This window comes from Myxococcus sp. AB036A (genome assembly GCF_006547355.1).
Taxonomy (GTDB): domain Bacteria; phylum Myxococcota; class Myxococcia; order Myxococcales; family Myxococcaceae; genus Myxococcus; species Myxococcus virescens.
On the sequence record NZ_VHLC01000052.1, the window covers coordinates 40052 to 57965 of the forward strand.

The window sequence follows — 17914 nt, forward strand, 5'->3', positions numbered from 1 at the left end:
ATGCTCCCGTGACGCTCGAAGCCGGCACTCACATCGGCAAGTACGTCGTCCGCCGCAAGCTCGCCGAGGGCGGCATGGCGGAAATCTACCTGTGCACGGCGCGCGGCGCGGAGGGCTTCGAGAAGGAAGTCGTCATCAAGCGGGTGCGCGCCTTCCTCGCCAGCGACCCGGAGTTCGTGGGGATGTTCATCGCCGAGGCCCGGCTGGCCTCGCGGCTGAACCACGCGAACGTGGTGCAGATATTCGACTTCGACAAGCATGAGGACACGTACTACCTGGCCATGGAGTACGTGCGCGGCTGCTCGTTGTGGGAGCTGCGCAAGCGCGGCAAGGAGCTGATGGAGCCGGTGCCGCCCATGCTGGTGGCGCACATCGGCGCGGAGGTCGCCCGGGGCCTGCACTACGCGCACCGCGTCCGCGTGAATGGCCAGCCGCTGGACCTGGTGCACCGGGACGTCACGCCGCACAACGTGCTGCTGTCCTTCGATGGCGCGGTGAAGCTGACGGACTTTGGCATCGCCAAGGCCGGCAACAAGCTGACGCAGCCGGGCGTGCTGAAGGGCAAGTTCGCGTACATGTCGCCCGAGCAGGCCCGGGGCGAGGCCGTGGATGCGCGCACGGACATCTTCGCGCTGGGCGTGGTGCTGTGGGAGATGCTCACCGGAGGCCGCCTGTTCGACGGGGACTCCGAGGTGGCGGTGCTGCGCGCGGTGCAGCAGAGCACCATTCCACCTCCGGCCCGGCTGAATCCGGACGTGCCTGCGGACCTGGATGCCGCCGTGGTGCGAGCTCTGGACAGAGACCCCGCGCTCCGGTTCCAGACGGCCGCGGAGTTCGAGCGCGCCCTGGCCCAGTGCGTGCTGACGCATGCGAGGTCCTTGGACGACACGGACCTGAGCGCCTTCATGCGCCGCTTGTTCCCCACCAGCCTCACCCAGGCGATTCCCACCGTGCAGGAGCGCACACACGTCGTGGAAGGGGAGCCGGCACCTGGGGCGGAGGCGTCGCCCGTGCCGCGCGAGCCCACCGCGGTGATGGTGTCTGCTGGCCGCAGCGGCCTGGCGTTGCCGACGTCTCCGGACGAAGACGTCAATGCGCCGACCTTCGTGTTGCCGCGCAGGGGCGAGGAGGCCGCGCTGGATGTGGCGCCACTGCCGCCCATGGCCACGCCGATGATGCCGCTGCCGGCGGTGGCGTCGTCGCCGGTGCCTCGCGGTGCTTCTTTCGAAGGCACGCCTTCCACTTCGGGCCGGCAGAGCCGTCCGGAGGGCGTGGTCGCGGTGTCGGGGCCGCCCTCTGGCGGGGCCGAGGATTTTCGCGGTGCCGCCTCCAGCGAGGATGCACGGGCCGAGAAGACGCCGAGCAGGGGCTCAGGCGTTCCGGCGGTGTCCGGGAGCGCGCGGACCCCGAGTCGTCCGGAAGGAATCGCCGCCGTCGCGTCACCGTCAGGGCCATCCGGGAGTCTGAAGCTGGCCAGCGCCTGGGACGATGAGGACGACGACGAGGAAGGTACCCCGTCGAATACGGAGCCTGAGGCGCATCCCGGGATGTGGGCAGCCGTGCCTGGCGGATCCGAGGCTGTTGAGGCGGGTGCCCGTGCATCCGGCCTCAAGGGCCCTGCGGCGGGTGTCCATGCGTCCGGAACCGGGGTTCCTGCGGCGGGTGCCCATGCGTCCGGATCCGGGGTTCTCGGGACGAGTGCCCGGAGCGCCGGAGCAGAGGTGCCTGCGGTGGGTGGCCATGCGTCCGGATCCGGGGTTCTCGGGATGAGTGCCCGGGGCTCCGGAGCCGAGGTGCCTGCGGCGGGCGCCCATGCGTCCGGATCCGGGGGACTCGGGAAGAGTGCCCGGAGCTCCGGAGCCGAAGTGCCTGCGGCGGGTGGCCATGCGTCCGGCCCCGAGGCTCTCGAGGCGGGTGCCCGTGCGTCCGGCCCCGTGGCCTCGGTGGGCGTGCCGGCGGCGCGCCGTCCGTGGGCGCTGGGACTGGCCGTGGCGTTGGGGCTCGCCGTCGTCGGAGGCGGCGTTGCTGTGATGCGGGGGACCGAAGCGGCTCCTCCGGTGGTGCCAGCAGAGCCCGTGGTTCCCGCCCCCGCTGTGGATGAACCCGTGCCGACCGCGCAGCCCGCGCCTTCCGCGGTCCCTGGGAACGCCGAGGGCGGGGAGACCGGGCCCGCCGATACCGCCGACACCGAATCCGAGGTGGACGGGCTGATGCGCGAGGAGGTGCTCGCCGCTGCCGCCACCCCCCCGGCCTCCGACCCCGCGCCGAGTGCGGCCGGCACCCACCAGGAGCCGGAGCGCGTGCGCGCGGCGCCGGCCAGCGGAACGCTCCAGGTCCAGGCCGCGCCCTATGCCACCGTGTTCATCAACGGCAAGCGCATGGGCGAAGTCACGGGGCGGGCGTCGTACCGGTTGCCCGTCGGCAACCACAAGCTCGTCTTCCAGCACCCGTCCGGCGAGCGCCGCTACGACGTCACCGTCACCGCGGGCGGCACCGTCAGCCGCGAGTTCCGCGCCCCCAGGGGCCGCTGAACCAGGCTGGCTTCCGGCACGGCGGCCTCACCGGCAGCCGTGCCGCAACCTGAGCCCAGGTCCGAAGTCACCCGCCGTGCCCGTGCTCGCTTCCGCTTGAGCACCCCCAACGTCCACTCCTGAACGCTGCTGCCTCGCACTCAGCGGGGCTGCCTTCGGGCTGTCACGCCTACCTCGTCCCACCTGCCGCTCCGCCTGTTCAAAGGCGCGCGATTCGTCCGTCGCCGCTTGCCTGCCTGGTGGTCTGCCTTGACACCCAACCGCCCGTTCTGGCACTCAGTGGCCCCCACTCAGTGGATTATATTCAATGGAATCCATGGACCTGCTGGCTCCTGAGGAGATTGCTCGGATTGAGCGCGAGAACGCGGGCGGTCTGCCCGCGAGCGCCATCCTGGAAATCTTTCGGCCACGGGGCGTGCGCCTGTCGGAGGCGACGTTCCGGAAGTACGTGCAGGCGGGCTTGCTACCCAGGAGCCGTCGGGTGGGCCGGAAGGGGAAGCATCAGGGGAGCGTTGGGCTCTACCCGGTGGAGGCGGTGCGCCGCATCAATGTCATCAAGAAGATGATGGCGGAGGGGCACACCCTGGAGGACATCAAGCGGTCCTATGTCTTCCACAGCAACTACATCGACCAGTTGGAACGGGACCTTGCAGGCCTCCTGAACGGATTCCAGGAGGAACTGGGGGACCGCGCCTTTGGGGGGGAGCATCGGCGTACGCTTGAGGCACAGCTAGCAACCTTGCGGCAAAGAGCGCAGGATCTGGTCCGGGATGTCGCCCGGCTCGGTAGCGCCGTGACCGCACGCGCAGACGAAACCATCCGTTCGCAATAGAATACCCGGGAACCGGGTAGACTGGCCTCACGTGGAGGGGACATGTCGGAAGTGAAGCAGCTACAGGAGGAGGGGGGGGACCAGGAATCGGACCAGGCGCAGGAGCGCCGCCGTTCCAAGACCATGTCGCGCAAGGAGATGGCGCGCGACCTGCGGAGGCGTCGCCTCACAGGTCAGGTGGACCCCGAAGAGGCCGACCTGCTGAAGCAGATGGACGACACGCGGCCGCGTACGCGCGCGGACTGCATCAACGGTCCCCGGCCGTGCAACTTCGTCTCCTGCAAGCACAATCTCTACCTGGACGTGAACCCGGAGACGGGGTCCATCAAGCTCAACTTCCCGGACAAGGAGATCTGGGAGCTGGAGCACACCTGCGCCCTGGACGTGGCGGAGAAGGGCGGCATCACGCTCGAGGAGGTGGGAGAGATCATGAACCTCACCCGTGAGCGCATCCGCCAGGTGGAGACGCGCGGGCTGATGAAGCTGCGCGAAGCCACCGAAGCCGAGCCGCCGGTTTCGGCTCGTAAGCCCTGATGTTCGCGGGTGGTTTCCACCCGCCAACGGAGGGCCGACGTGTTGCGTTGACACCCCAGGGGGTGGTTGCTACTACCGCCGCTTCCCGCACACCGAGGCCCACACGTGCTGGCTCTCCTGAGCGTTTCTGATAAGCGAGGTCTGGTTCCCTTCGCCCAGGGGCTCGTCCGCCTGGGCTTCCGGTTGTTGTCCACCGGGGGCACGCTGGAGGCGCTCAAGGGCGCGGGGGTGCCCGTCAAGAAGGTGTCCGAGCACACGCAGAGCCCCGAGATTCTGGGTGGCCGCGTGAAGACGCTCCACCCCCGCATCCACGGCGGCATCCTGGGACGGCTGGAGCTGGAGGCCGACCGGGAGGAGATGAAGGCGCACGGCATCGAGCCCATCTCCCTGGTCGCGGTGAACCTGTATCCCTTCCGGCAGACGGTGGCCTCGGGCGCCGCGGAGCCGGAGGTCATCGAGCAGATTGATATCGGCGGGCCCGCGATGGTGCGCGCCTCCGCGAAGAACTTCCGGCACGTCTCGGTGGTGGTGGACCCGGACGACTATCCGGCGGTGCTGGCGGAGCTGGAGCAGCAGAAGGCGGTGAGCGAGGACACGCGGCGCCGGCTGATGCGCAAGGCCTTCGCGCACACGGCGGCCTACGACGCCTCCATCTCCGCGTGGCTGTCCGTGCAGGCGGGCGAGCCGTTCCCGGGGGAGCTGTCGCTGGCGTTCCAGAAGTCGCAGGACCTGCGCTACGGGGAGAACCCGCATCAGCGCGGCGCCTTCTACCGCGAGCACGCCGCGCCCCAGGAGCCGACGGTCGCCTTCGCCAAGGTGCTGCAGGGCAAGGAGCTTTCGTACAACAACATCCTGGACCTGGACGCGGCGCTGGGCCTGCTGCTGGAGTTCCCGGAGGCCCCCGCGGCCGTCATCATCAAGCACAACACGCCGTGCGGCGTGGCGGTGGATGCCGCCCTGGTGAAGGCCTATCGCACGGCCCGCGCGGTGGACGAGGTCTCCGCCTTCGGGGGCATCGTCGCGCTCAACCGCGAGGTGGACGCGGCCACGGCCCAGGCCATGGCGGAGACGTTCCTGGAGGCGGTCATCGCGCCGTCCTACTCCCCGGAGGCCTTGCAGGTGCTGGCGGCGAAGAAGAGCCTGCGGCTCCTGGAGGCGGGCCCCGCGCTGGCCAGTCCCCAGGCCCGGCCGCGTGCCCAGCTGGACGCTCGCAGCGTGTCCGGTGGCATGCTGCTGATGGACCGGGACTCGGTGGAGCCGCCGCTGTCGTGGAAGGTGGTCTCCAAGCGGGCTCCCACGCCGGAGGAGGAGCGGGCCATGCGCTTCGCCTGGAAGGTGTGCAAACACGTCAAGAGCAACGCCATCGTCTTCGCCTCCGGTGACCAGCTCCTGGCGCAGGGTGGGGGGCAGACGAACCGGGTGGACTCGGTCCGCATCGCGATGCAGCGCGGCGGAGCGGCCCTCAGGGGCAGCGCGGTCGCCTCGGACGCCTTCTTCCCGTTCCGGGATGGGCTGGACGAGGCCGCCCGGGCGGGGGCCACCTGTGTCGTACAACCCGGCGGTTCGGTCCGTGACGCGGAGTTGATTGCCGCCGCGGATGAACATGGGATGGCCATGGTGCTGACGGGAGTGCGACACTTCCGGCACTGAGCCATGCGCATCGTCTGTCAGAAATGTGCGGCCGCCTACGCGATTGATGACAAGCTCATCACCGCCAAGGGCGTTCGCGCGCAGTGTCCTCGCTGCCGGAACCTGCAGTTGGTCCGGCGCGATCCCTCGGCCGTGCCCGCTGCTGGCGCGCCGGCATCACAGCCCGCGGCGCCCGTCACGCTGACGCCTGTCTCCGGCGCCGCGCCCGCGGCGAATCCCGCGGACGACCTCTTCGGCGACTTCGGGGCGCCGCCGCCCGCCGCGCCCGCACCTGGCGCTGCTCTGGCTCCCAAGCCCGCCCGGGGGGAGGGCCGCTCGGCCTCGGACCTGTTCGGCGACTTCGGGGCGATGCCCTCGCCTGCTCCCGCGTCCGCGCCGCCCGTGGACCCCTTCGCGAACGTGGGGGCGCCGGCTTCGGGAGGCGGTGGGGCCGGTGCGGAGGACCCGCTGCTCGACTTCCTGGGACCGCCGCCCTCCGCGCCGCAGGGGCTGGAGTCCCAGCCTTCGCGCCTGGCGAAGCCCGCCGCCGCGAAGCCCGCGACCTCCGGCTGCCGCGTCTGCCAGAAGCCGCTGACGGATTCCTTCGACCAGGCGCTCGGCATCTGTGATGACTGCCGCCAGCCGGGTTCCGCCCAGGCGCCACCCGCCGCGAGCCGTCCGGCCGCTCCGGCTGGGAGCTCGGACTTCCTGCCGCCCATGGCGGACCTGGGTGGGGGCTCCGCATCGGTGGCGCAAGCCTCGGAGCCAGCGCCCGGTGCCGAGCCCCGTAGTGGCGCGCGCGTGCCCATCAGCACCGACATCATTCCGGACATGGGGCCGGAGCCTCGCAGTGGCCTCCGCGCCTCCTCGCCGCAACTGGGAGCGGAGCCTCGCAGCGGCTCGCGCTCCGCGCCGGTGCTCGTCACGGATGGGCGCTCCCGTGGGGGCAAGGGCGGACTGGTGGCGGGCCTCGTGGGGCTCGTCGTCGTGGGCGGAGGCGTGGGCGGTTACTTCCTGTACCAACAGCAGCAGGAGGCGTCGCGCCGCCAGGCCGGTCCTCCGCCCGTGGCCGCCATTCCGGACGCGGTGCAGGCGGTGCTGCCTCGCTGGAAGTTGAAGTACCTGGAGATTCCGGGCACCAGCGCGGAACGGCTCGCGCAGGGGCAGCAGCAGCTCGCCCGTGACGAGCGCTTCGCGTACGCGGAGGCGGAGGAGTCCTTCCAGCAGGCGCTGGTGCTGGATCCGACCAGCGATGCCGCCATCGCGGGCTACGTCCAGGCGCTGGCCCTGGGACGCGGCGCGCGCATGGACGACGCGACGTTCCAGGAGGCCCGCGCGCTGCTGTCGGCGGCGGAGTCGCGGTCCGGCCGCACGGCGCCGTTGCTGCTGGCGCACGCGAACCTCCTGCTGGCCCGCTCCGGTCAGCCCGAGCAGGCGCGCCCGCTCGCGGAGGAGTTGCTGGCCCGCGCGGAGCTCCCCGACGCACAGAAGGCCGAAGCGCACCTGGTGCTGGGCCGCACGTGGCTGTCGTCGTCCCGCGAGCTGGCTCGCAGCCACTTCGACTCCGCGCAGAAGCTGTCGCCGGACATCAAGCGGCTGCACTACTACCGCGCACTCGCACATGTGTCGGGAGGTGAGTACTCCGCCGCGCTGGACACGCTGCGCAAGCGGCTGGAGTCGAGCCCGAAGGACTGGGAGAGCCTGGCGCTCACCGCCCGCATCTACCAGGAGGTGGGTGAGCCCGCGGAGGCGCGCAAGCTGTACGAGGCCCGGGTGAAGGCGGAGCCTGGCGAACTGCGCGCGCTGTTGCCGCTGGCGATGCTGCGCTACCAGGCGGAAGGCAACGCCGCGGGCGCGGTGCGGGACTTGCGCGCGCTGATGAAGAACCGGGCGCGCTACGACGGGCCCGAGGTTGCCGAGGTGCTGGTGCACCTGGCGGCCGCGGAGCGCACCGCGGGCAGTCAGGACGCGGCGGTGAAGTCGGCGGAAGAGGCCCTGCAGCTCGTGAAGGGGCTGCCGGAGGCGCACCTCCAGCTCTTCCTGGTGGCCTTGGGCCGCCGCGACGCGGAGAAGGCACGGACCCATCTGCCGGGCTTCCGCGGGCAGTTGGAGGACGGCGCGCTGGAGAAGGTGCTGGAAGGCCGGCTGCTGCTCCTGGAGAAGAAGCCGCTGGAGGCGCTGGAGGCGTTCCAGGAAGCAGTGAAGCTGGACGCGCGGCGGCTGGACGCGCAGCTGCTGGCGGGCGTCGCCGCGGCGAGCGCGAGGCGACGGGACGATGCCTTCCGCGCGTTGCACCAGGCGCTGCAGTCGGACCCGCTCCGGCTGGAGCCGCGGCCCGCGACGTCCGCGTACTGGCTGCGCCCGCGCGAGACGGTGGAGGGCGTGGAGGGTGCCATCCTCGCGCTGTCCGAGGGACCGGAGGACCCGTCCCCACTGTTGTACGAGGGCCTGCTGCGCTTCCACCAGCACCAGTTCGACGCGGCCGAGCGTCACCTGCGCAGTGTGTTGGAGGTGGACGCGAACAACGCGGGGGCCCTGGCCTACCGCTCGCTCATCGCGCTGCAGCGAGGCGCTACCGCGGACGCCCGGCGCCTGGGCGAACGCGCCGCGGCGGCGGGGCGGCAGATGCCGGTGTCGCATCTGGCGCACGGCCTGGCGTTGGCGGAGGCCCGGCAGGTGGAGCCGGCCAAGCGCGCGCTGCGGGACGCGCTGGCCCTGGCGCCCACGTTGCTATCGGCGCAGGCGCGACTGGCGCAGTTGGAGTCGGCCCGGGGCAAGGACGTGGCGCGAGACACCCTGGTGAAGGTGGTGGGGTTGGATCCGGCATACCTCCCCGCGAAGCGGATGCTCTACCTGTTGGAACGGTGAGGTGGATGTGAAGGTCCTGCTGCTCGGTTCCGGTGGCCGTGAGCACGCGCTCGCGTGGAAGCTGTCGCAGAGCCCCTTGTTGACCCAGCTCTTGTGCGGTCCGGGCAACCCGGGCACGGCGAAGCTGGGCACCAACGTGGCCCTGCGCGCGGATGCTCCGGAGGAAGTCGCCGCGTTCGCGAAGCGCGAGGCGGTGGACCTGGTGGTGGTGGGGCCAGAGGCGCCGCTGGTCGCGGGGGTCGCTGACGCGCTGGCCGACGCGGGCATCGCCTGCTTCGGGCCCGTGGCGGCGGGCGCGCGCATCGAGGGGTCCAAGGCCTTCGCGAAGGAAATCATGGCCGAGGCCGGTGTGCCCACCGCCGCCTTCCAGACCTTCACCGACATGGCGGCGGCGGAAGCCTACGCAGTGGAGCAGGGCCGCATCGTCGTCAAGGCGGATGGCCTGGCGGCGGGCAAGGGCGTCATCGTCGCCCACGACGTGGAGGCCGCGCGCGCGGCGGTGCGCGCCGTGGGGGCCATGGGCGTGGCGGGCCAGACGATGGTCCTGGAGGAGCTGCTGGAGGGAGAAGAGGTGTCCGCGATGGCGCTGTGTGATGGCGAGCGCTACGCCATGCTTCCCTTGTCCCAGGACCACAAGCGCGTGGGCGAAGGCGACACCGGGCCGAACACCGGCGGCATGGGCGCGTACAGCCCCGCGCCTTTCCTGTCCGCCGCGCAGCTCGCCGAGGTGGGCGAGCGCGTGGTCGCCCCGACGCTGGCCGTGTTGCGCCGGCGCGGAATTCCCTTCCGGGGCGTGCTGTATGCGGGGCTGATGCTCACGCGCAGCGGCCCGAAGGTGCTGGAGTTCAACGCGCGCTTCGGTGACCCGGAGACGCAGGTGTTGATGATGCAACTGGGGGAGGACCTGCTGCCGTTGCTGGACGCGTGTGCCCGAGGCACGCTCGCGCCGCGGACGCTGGTGTCCGCGCCTGGTGCCTCGGTGGGCGTGGTGCTGGCGGCGCGGGGCTATCCGGACGCTCCGGAGAAGGGCCAGCGGATTGAAGGGCTGGACGCGGTGCCACCCGACGCCACGGTGTTCCTGGCGGGCACGGAGGCGCGTGACGGCGGCGTCGTGACGGCCGGAGGCCGGGTGCTGACGGTGTGCGCGCGGGGCGAGGACCTGGCGCAGGCGCGTGAGCGGGCCTACGCAGCGGTGGCGGCCGTGCGCTTCGAGGGCATGCACTTCCGCCGGGACATCGGCGCGCGAGGGATAAAGGCCGCCCCGTGAACCGCCTTTCGCGCTACCTGCTCGGGGAGCTGCTGGTCCCGCTCGGCGTGTGGGTGGCGTTCATGTTCCTGCTGCTCTTCGTCATGCAGTTCCTGCGGGGCACCGACGTGCTGCTGGGCTCGTCGGTGACGCTGGTGGACATGGCGCGGCTGCTGGCGTACCTGGCCCCGCACTTCCTGATGATGGCGCTGCCCATCGCCTTCCTGCTGGCCATCCTCCTGGGGCTGGGGCGGCTGGGCGAGGACCGGGAGCTGGTTGCGCTCCAGGCGCTGGGCATCGGGCCGGTGCGCCTGCTGGCCGCGCCAATGGGCATCGCGGTGGCGCTCAGCGTGCTGATGCTGGTCATCACCTCCACGGCGCAGCCCTGGGGCCTGGCGGGCTTGAAGGTGCTGGTGAGCGAGGTCATCCGGAAGAACGCCGTGGGCGATGTGAAGTCCGGCGTCTTCTACGAGGACCTCAGCAACTTGACGCTGTACGCGGAGCAGGTGTCCGCGGATGGGAAGTGGACCAACGTGCTCCTGCATGACGACCGGGAGGCGAATTCGCCGCTGCTGGTGCTGGCGCAGCGGGGGCAGGTGGGCACGTCCACCAGCGGCGAGGTGCTGCGCTTCGCGCTAGAGGCGGGGGAGGTGCACCGCTCCGCGGGCCGCGAGACGGAGGAGTACAGCATCATCCGGTTCGACCAGGCCGAAATCAGCGTGGGCGTGGGCACTTCCATGGGCAAGCGCAGCCGCTTCTCCTTCTCTCGCGAGGAGCTGACGCCCGGCGAACTGATGGAGGCGGCGCGCGAGGCGGAAGCGCAGGGCGAGGATGCGCGCATGTACCGGATGGCGCTGCACAGCCGGTTGGGGAGCGCGCTGGCGCCCATCGCCTTCGCGCTGCTGGGCACGCCGCTGGCCATGGGCCGGCGCCAGTCGGGCCGGGCGTGGGGCTACCTGCTGACGCTGGGGGGCTACGTCCTCTACTACCTGCTGAGCCGCGTCTTCGAGCAGATGGGGCAGAAGGGCCAGATGCCCGTGGGCCTGGCGGGGCAGATGGCCAATCTGATGTTCGTCGCGGTGGGGCTGGTGGCCCTGTACCGGGTGAGCCGCTCGGGGACGGTCAAGTGAGGGGGACGCTCTTCATCTACGTGCTGCGCACGTACCTGCGCTTCGCCCTGGGCATCCTCGGGGGCCTGGTGCTGGTGTTCGTGATGGTGGACTTCGTGGACCGCGCGAAGCTGTACACGGGCCCGGGCTGGGTGCGGGACGCGGCGGAGCTCTACTTCTACAAGGCGATGATGTCGGTGCAGCAACTGGGGCCGGCGGCGCTGCTGCTGGCCGCGGGCACCACGGTGTCAGCGCTGCGCAAGCAGGGCGAGGTGACAGCCATCCGGGCGCTGACCTTCGGCCCGTCCGCGCTGTACCTGCCCATCCTCGTGGCGTCGTTCGTGGCCTGCGTGGGCCTGGTGGCCTTCGACGAGCGGGTGGCGACGTACTCCGGCCGGCGCGTGGACGAAATCACCACCCAGCGCTTCAACAAGTGGGGCGACTGGCGCTTCTACTACACGCCGAAGCAGTGGTTCCGGCGTGGGGACAACATCTTCTTCCTCCGGGGCGGCAGCGCGCAGGAGGGCTTCCAGGACGTGTCCGTCTTCACGGTGACGGAGTCCTTCGACCTCCAGCGGCGCCTGGACGCATCCGGCATGTTCCCGGTGGAGGGCATGCGCTGGCGCCTGACGGACGTGGTGGAGCGCACCTTCGACGGCGAGGGGAGGACGTCCGTACGGCAGCTCCCGGAAGCGGAGTACGACCTGGGCGTGGCCGTCACCGCATTCCGCATCCGGCCGGGGCGTCCGGAGCAGATGCGGGCGTCCGAGCTGCGCGAGCAGATTGTCGCGCGCCGCGACGTGGGCCTGGCGACGAAGCAGTTCGAGCTGGCCCTGCACAACCGCTTCGCCTACCCGATGGCGGCGTTCCCCGCGGCGCTGCTGGGGGTGGGGCTGGCCCTGCGCGCCAACCGGCGAGGGCACCTCACGGCCGCCATCATCGAGGGACTGCTGACCGCGGTGGCGATGTGGGGCTTGATGATGGTGTGCCGGACCCTGGTGCTCACGGAGCGGTTGTCTCCTGGCGTCGCCGCGTGGACGCCCACCGTGCTGCTGGGCCTCATCGCGGGCGCCGTGTGGTTGCAGCGTGAGGGCCGGTTGCACCTGCCGCGGCGTTCGCTGCTGGTGAGATAGCGTGTCCGCGCTCATGGGAACCGCGTCCGAGCTTCCGCTGGACCTGCGCTGGCGCCGCGCCATCAACGCCGTGCTCGTGCTGTGGACCGTGGGCCTGGTGCTGGCGGAGGTCGTCCTCCAGGTGGCGACGGGCGCGGCGGTGTTGCTGGCGTTGATTCTGCTGGTGCGAGGGCGGCTCCGCCTGGCGCCGGACGTGCGCGCCTACGTCGGGGCCAGTGGGGTGCTGTGCCTGTGGCAGGCGGCGTCGCCCGCGGTGGCGCTGCTGACGGGCGCGGCGGAGTCGTGGCCGCGCGGCGCGCGGTACGGCCAGGTGCTGGACTCGGTGGCGGGCGCCGCGGCCGCGTGCATTGGCGCCGTGGGCGTGCCGTGGCTGCTGCTGGCGGGCGTCCTCGCGGGAGGGTGGCTGCTGGCCGCGCTGCTGGGCATGTTCCAGAACCGGGTGCGCTGGTCCGTGGAGCTGCCCTCCTTCCTCAAGCTCAACCTGGGGCGACTGCACGAGAACTTCGGCACCGAGGAGTCTCCGCGCTACGCGGCGGGTGGCTTCTTCTCCCACCGGCTTCGCTTCGCGCACGGCGCCATCGCGGCGCTCGGGCCCGCGCTGTCGGTGCTGGGCAGCGCGGACCAGGCGCGGCGGCGCATCCTGGCGGGAGCGGTGGTGATGGGGATGCTCATCTCCATCTACAACGCCTTCGCGCGAGCGGCGCTGGGCGCGGCGTTGCTCGTGAGCGTGGTGGCGTTGCTGCTGCTGGTCCAGGGCTCCGCGCGGAAGATGGGGCTGGCGCTCCTGTTCGCGCTGGTGGCCGTCGTCTCCATGAGCCCGGCCTGGCGCACGCGATTGGAGAAGGCGCTGGGCAACATCTATGGCGGAGAGCGCGAGCACGCCATGGCCGTGGGCTGGAGCCTGGTGCGTGAATACCCGCTGACGGGCGTGGGCTTCGGCAACCACAAGCCAGCGGCCCTGGCCACGCAGGACGAGACGGGCATCACCGACCTGCTGGCCACTGATTCGCACAACCTCTGGCTGACGGTGTGGGCGGAGACGGGCCTGGTGGGGCTGTTGCTGATGCTGGCGATGCACGCCCTGCTGGGGCGCGCCCTCATCCGGCGCTACCGCGAGGGCTCCATCGCGGCCACGGGCGCGCTGCTGTCCTGGGTGGGCTTCCACATCCTCGCGCTGGTGCACTACCTGCCGTTCCACTCCAGCGTGTACCTGTCCTTCTCGCTCATCTGGGGACTGGGGCTGTGCGAGGGCAGTGAACGCCTGCGCGGCCGGGAGGCCCGTCAGGGGCTCCTGGAGATGGAAGGCGCGTCCAGGCCCACGCCCTAGCGGCGAGGCGTCCCGCGCGAGCCTCCAGGCGCCGGGGACTCCAGCACGCGGCGGTAGACGGCCAGGGTGCGCCGGGCACAGTCGTCCCAGGTGAAGCGCGCCACGCGCTCCCGGCCCAGCTCCACCAGCTCCCGGCGCAGCGCGTCGTCGCGAAGCACGCGCAGCGTCGCTTCACGCCACGCCGCCGCGTCGTCCGGGGAGAGTCTCAACGCCGCGTTGCCCACGACCTCGGGCAGGGCCGTCGTATCCGACGCCAGCACCGGGCAGCCCGCGCCCATGGCCTCCAGGGCCGGCAGCCCGAAGCCTTCGTAGCGCGAGGGCAGCAGCAGCGCCGCCGCCGCGCCGTAGAACAGCGGCATCTGGTCCTCGGGCAGCTCCTCCAGATCGACCACGTTCTCGTGAAGCCCCAGTTCGTGCGCCACCGCGCCCTTGCCCGCCAGCAGCACCACGGGCACCGGCAGCTCCCCGGCGAAATCCTTCAGCAGCGCCAGGTTCTTGAAGCGCTTGGCGTTGCCCACCGCCGCCACGTAGCGCGCTGGCAGCTCGTACCGTTCGCGGAACGCGGCGGCCTCGGCCTGGGTCGGCGGCTGGAAGCGGGTATCCACTCCGTTGTGAATCACCTGGAGGCGGTAGGGCGACAGCTTGAGGTGCTTCGCGAGCTCGTCGCGCGAGAACTCGGACACCGTCACCAGCGCGGTGGCCCGCTTCGCGCGAGGGCCCACCACCACGCGGTAGTAGATGGACTGGGCCGGCGTGTACTGGTCTGCCAGCGCCAGGTGATTGGCGTCGTGGAGCGTGGCCACCAGCCGCCCGTTCCAGAAGAGGGGCAGTGAGAAGGACGTGGCGTGGAACGCATCCGGCGCCAGCTTCACCAGGTCCGCCGCGAGCGCCGGCTGCTCGAGGGGCGAAAGAAACCCGGCCAGCGCGCGGTGCAGCGGCATGCGCGGCGTCAGCTCACCCAGATCGGGCGCGAGCCCTTCGGGGGGCACCAACGCGGAGAAGTGCAGGTCGGGCGCGAGCACGGGCATCCGCCGCGCCAGCTCCAGGGCGTAACGGGCAATCCCATGCAGCCGGCCGCGCACCATGCGCAGGTCGAGGAGGACGTGGGCCACGGCCTCCGCGTACCACACGCGCGGCCTCCATGGGGGGCGGGCGGGCACGCGGGGCTTCATCGACGCTTGCCGCGCCGCGTGCACCCAGTGCTAGAAGCCGTGCCGTGAAGGTTGCCCTGGTCCACGATTGGCTCGTTACCCACCGAGGTGGCGAGCGTGTCCTTGATGCCCTCTGCGAAGTCCTGCCAGACGCGGACATCTACACGCTCATCCACAAGCCGGGCTCCCAGTCGCCGGCCATCGAGTCCCGCCGCATCTTCACGTCCTTCCTCCAGCACATCCCCGGCATCCACGCGCGCTACCGGCACTTCCTGCCGCTGATGCCGAAGGCCATCGAGTCCCTCCAGCTCCAGGGGAAGTACGACCTGGTCCTCTCCTCCAGCCACTGCGTGGCCAAGGGCCTGCGCACGCCGCGGGGTACGCCGCACCTGAGCTACGTGCACGCGCCCATGCGGTACATGTGGGACTTGTTCGACGACTATTTCGGACCCGGACGCACGGGCCTCCCGGTGCGCGCGGCGGCCCATGCCGTCCGGCCCTGGTTGCGCCGGTGGGACCGCCGGACGGCGGCGGGGGTCGATCGTTTCATCGCCAACAGCCGACACATCGCCGCCAAGGTGCAGCGCTTCTGGGGCCGCGAGGCATCGGTCATCCACCCGCCCGTCTCCTTGGAGCGCTTCGCCCAGGTCCCTCTAGAGGGCGGAGGCCAGGGCGGCTACTTCCTCTGGCTAGGGGCCTTCGCGCCGTACAAGCGATTGGACGTGGCGTTGGAGGCGTTCCGAAGCCTGGATGCACAGCTCTGGGTGGTGGGAGCGGGCCAGGAGGCCGCGCGCCTGGGCGCCGGAAACCTGCCTGAAAATATCCGCTTCCTTGGCAATGTCTTGGATGCGTCTCTCCCGGCGCTCTACCGAGACGCTCGCGCGCTCATCTTCACGCCCGAGGAGGACTTCGGCATCACCCCGCTGGAATCCCAGGCGGCGGGCCGGCCCGTCATCGCCTACGGGGAGGGTGGCGCGCTCGAGACGGTGACGGCGCGGACGGGAATGTTCTTCTCAGAACAGACACCGGAATCGCTCGCCGCCGCCGTGCGCCGGTTCGACGAATGGGAAGCAGGCTTTCGGCCTGAAGCCGCTCGCGCGCAGGCCGAGCGCTTCGGTCGCGCGCATTTCCAAAGTGCCATTCTTCGAGAGATTCGCTCGGTGCTGGGGGAGGTGTTGCCAGATTCCCCAGGCCCCGCAGCGGGACTGTGACTTCGCTGTCGCTCCTGTCTTGGTCTTTTGTGGGCAACAGGTGGACACCACCCCTGGCTGGGGGGGCGGGGCAGTCGCAACCCATTGTTTTCACGAATTTTTTCGTGCTAGCAAGCGCGGCTATCAAACGGTGATGGGCAAGCTGCGTGTCCGGATGAAGAGGGCGCGAGTCTTGCACAGGGGTGGCCACCCGTTGATTACGCCACAGGAGTACTTCGGTGTTCAGTCGTCTCCAGCGTTTCTACACGTCGATCAAAGTCGTCGCCGACATGGTGATGCTCGCGCTGGCATTCGTCCTCGCGTACGCCACGCGCTTCTCCGGCATCGTGCCCGTCACGGAGGGGATTCCTCCCTGGACGGACTCGTTCTTTTCGCTGCTGATGGTGCTCGTCATCTTCCCGGTGACGTTCCACCAGTCACGCCTGTACGGCACCAACCGTTCCCGGACGAATACGGGCGAGGTGTTCGAGGTATTCAAGTCCACCATCACCGCGGCGCTCATCCTCGTGGCGGTGACGTACTTCGTGCGCGAGCGCTACTCGCGCCTCACGCTGGCCATCTTCATCGTCTATGCGTTCGCGCTGGTGACATGCAGCCGGCTGGTGACTCGCTATCTGGTGAGTGAAATCCGGCGCCGGGGCCACAACCTCAAGTCCATCCTCGTCATCGGCGCGGGGGACCTGGGGCAGCGGGTCATCGAGACGGTGGAGCACCACCGCGAGCTGGGCTTTCGGGTGATGGGCGTGCTGACGCTGCACCCGGAGAAGGTGGGCCAGTACGTGAATGACGTGCGCGTCATCGGGCTCGTGGATCAGGTGAACGAGGTGCTGGATGCGCACCCGGTGGACCAGGTCATCCTCGCGCTGCCGCTGGAGGGCCATGCCCACGTCAAGGCGCTGATGGACAAGCTGGCCCTGCGCACCGTGGACGTGCGCGTGGTGCCGGACCTGTACCAGTACATCACCCTCTATGGTGGCCTGGAGGAGTTCGGCGGGCTGCCCATCATCCGTCTCCAGGGCGACCCGATGGAGGGCTGGAGCCGGGTGGCCAAGCGGGCCTTCGACATCCTCTTCTCGTTGCTGGCCATCCTCATCACCGCGCCGCTCATGGCCGCTACCGCGCTGGCGGTGCGGCTCACCAGCCGCGGGCCCATGCTCTACCGCCAGGAGCGCATGGGCATGGATGGGCGCACCTTCCCCATCCTCAAGTTCCGCACCATGTGCATCGACGCCGAGCACGGCGGCGCGATGATGGCTTGCCCGGACGACCCGCGGCGCACGGTGATTGGCACGTTCCTGCGGAAGTACTCCCTGGACGAGCTCCCTCAGTTTTTCAACGTCCTGCGCGGCGACATGAGCCTGGTGGGGCCGCGCCCGGAGCGCCCCGTCTTCATCGAGGAGTTCAAGCGGCAGATTCCGCGCTACCACCTGCGGCACAAGGTGAAGGCGGGCATCACCGGCTGGGCGCAAATCAACGGCTTGCGCGGCCAGACGTGCATCGAGAAGCGCATCGAGTACGACCTGTACTACATCGAGAACTGGTCGCTGCTGATGGACCTGAAGATTCTCGTTCGCACGGCGCTGGGCGGCTTCCTGTCGAAGAACGCCTACTGACGCCGCGAGCCCGAGCGGTGGCGCTTGCCACGGCTCGGGCCCGGGGGTTCAACGCCGCTGTGGGGTGACTACTGGATGTTCCACACCACGGTGCCGGTGCAGCTCCCGCTGGAGTAGCAGCCCGCGCGAATCTGCAGGGTGGTGGCCGTGGACGAGGTGTACGTCAGGCTGGAGCCACGGCCGCTGCACGCGTCGTCGTTGACCGCCGCCTGCGTGGCGCCGGCGAAGAGGCGCAGGTAGGTGTCGCCCGTGAAGGTCGCGCCTGTCACGCCGCAGGTGGCCACGGTGATGCTCTTGCCCGCGGCGATGGCGACGTCGTGGTTGGTGGTGTTCTGCTGCGCGCTGTTGGTGTTGCTGCCGCTGAAGTTGAAGCTCCCGCTGGTGGGGCCGCCTGAGCCGCCGGAGATTTCCCAGACGACGCGGCCGGTGCAGCTCCCGGTGGAGTAGCAGCCGGCGCGGACCTCGTGGTTGCCGGCGGTGGTGGCGGTGAAGGTGATGCTGGAGCCGCGGCCGCCGCAGGAGTCGTCGTTGGTGGCCACCTCGGTGCCGGCGGGGTTGCGCAGGCGCAGCCACGTGTCACCGGTGAACTGCGTCCCCGTGAGGCCACACGTCGCGACGGTGAGCGTCTGGCCCGCCGTCAGCGCGATGGTGTGATTGGTGGTGTTCTGCTGCGCGCTGTTGGTGTTGCTGGCGGTGTAGTCGAACGAGTTCTCCGGGGGCGGGGGCGGGG

At 70.5% G+C, this 17914-nt stretch carries 13 protein-coding genes; 11 read left to right on the top strand and 2 right to left on the bottom strand.

Going from position 1 to position 17914, the window contains the following annotated elements; translation table 11 throughout:
* Positions 1-8 precede the first annotated feature (8 nt).
* The 9 genes from FL344_RS21330 to waaL all read left to right on the top strand — a co-directional run bounded on the left by FL344_RS21330 (position 9) and on the right by waaL (position 13209).
* Entirely contained in the window at positions 9-2531 is a 2523-nt protein-coding gene (locus tag FL344_RS21330) for a serine/threonine-protein kinase (RefSeq protein WP_141619831.1), read from the top strand.
* A 307-nt stretch (positions 2532-2838) separates the two neighbouring features.
* A complete protein-coding gene (locus FL344_RS21335) occupies positions 2839-3363 on the top strand; it encodes a MerR family transcriptional regulator (RefSeq protein WP_090492740.1) in 525 nt (174 codons plus the stop codon).
* 42 nt (positions 3364-3405) lie between these two features.
* Positions 3406-3897, top strand: coding sequence for a sigma factor-like helix-turn-helix DNA-binding protein (locus FL344_RS21340; protein ID WP_002635080.1), 492 nt, complete (start codon positions 3406-3408; stop codon positions 3895-3897).
* Positions 3898-4002: 105 nt separating this feature from the next.
* On the top strand, positions 4003-5547 hold the full coding sequence (gene purH / locus FL344_RS21345; protein WP_141619832.1) for a bifunctional phosphoribosylaminoimidazolecarboxamide formyltransferase/IMP cyclohydrolase: 1545 nt from the start codon (positions 4003-4005) through the stop codon (positions 5545-5547).
* A gap of 3 nt (positions 5548-5550) precedes the next feature.
* Positions 5551-8394, top strand: a complete 2844-nt coding sequence (locus FL344_RS21350; RefSeq protein ID WP_141619833.1) for a zinc-ribbon domain-containing protein — start codon at positions 5551-5553, stop codon at positions 8392-8394.
* A 1-nt stretch (position 8395) separates the two neighbouring features.
* Positions 8396-9661, top strand: coding sequence for a phosphoribosylamine--glycine ligase (gene purD, locus FL344_RS21355; protein ID WP_141619834.1), 1266 nt, complete (start codon positions 8396-8398; stop codon positions 9659-9661).
* Entirely contained in the window at positions 9658-10770 is a 1113-nt protein-coding gene (locus FL344_RS21360) for an LptF/LptG family permease (protein WP_141592605.1), read from the top strand. Before purD ends, FL344_RS21360 begins: the two co-directional genes overlap by 4 nt.
* Positions 10767-11882, top strand: coding sequence for an LptF/LptG family permease (locus FL344_RS21365; RefSeq protein ID WP_141619835.1), 1116 nt, complete (start codon positions 10767-10769; stop codon positions 11880-11882). The genes FL344_RS21360 and FL344_RS21365 overlap by 4 nt, the downstream gene beginning before the upstream one ends.
* Position 11883: 1 nt before the next feature.
* Complete coding sequence (gene waaL, locus FL344_RS21370) at positions 11884-13209, top strand: O-antigen ligase WaaL (protein WP_141619836.1); 1326 nt, start codon at positions 11884-11886, stop codon at positions 13207-13209.
* Here the strand turns inward: waaL and FL344_RS21375 are convergent.
* The gene (locus tag FL344_RS21375; protein WP_228565247.1) at positions 13206-14339 is read right to left on the bottom strand and encodes a glycosyltransferase family 1 protein; all 1134 of its coding nucleotides are present in this window, start codon (positions 14337-14339) and stop codon (positions 13206-13208) included. The two genes, waaL and FL344_RS21375, sit on opposite strands and share 4 nt — an antisense overlap.
* Positions 14340-14425: 86 nt before the next feature.
* On the opposite strand from FL344_RS21375, the gene FL344_RS21380 reads away from it, so the two are divergent.
* Together FL344_RS21380 and wbaP are read left to right on the top strand one after the other, a co-directional pair.
* Positions 14426-15571 carry a glycosyltransferase gene (locus FL344_RS21380; protein WP_141619838.1) on the top strand — a complete coding sequence of 382 codons (1146 nt, stop codon included), beginning with the start codon at positions 14426-14428 and terminating at the stop codon, positions 15569-15571.
* A 218-nt stretch (positions 15572-15789) separates the two neighbouring features.
* Entirely contained in the window at positions 15790-17184 is a 1395-nt protein-coding gene (gene wbaP, locus FL344_RS21385) for an undecaprenyl-phosphate galactose phosphotransferase WbaP (RefSeq protein WP_141592610.1), read from the top strand.
* A 68-nt stretch (positions 17185-17252) separates the two neighbouring features.
* Here the strand turns inward: wbaP and FL344_RS21390 are convergent.
* Positions 17253-17914: PPC domain-containing protein (locus tag FL344_RS21390; protein ID WP_194863198.1), on the bottom strand; the 662-nt coding region annotated here is incomplete at its 5' end.

Coding starts and splice junctions, on each gene's coding strand:
- FL344_RS21350 (WP_141619833.1), top strand. CDS start 5,551: ATGCGCATCGTCTGTCAGAAATGTGCGGCCGCCTACGCGATTGATGAC.
- FL344_RS21335 (WP_090492740.1), top strand. CDS start 2,839: ATGGAATCCATGGACCTGCTGGCTCCTGAGGAGATTGCTCGGATTGAG.
- FL344_RS21340 (WP_002635080.1), top strand. CDS start 3,406: ATGTCGGAAGTGAAGCAGCTACAGGAGGAGGGGGGGGACCAGGAATCG.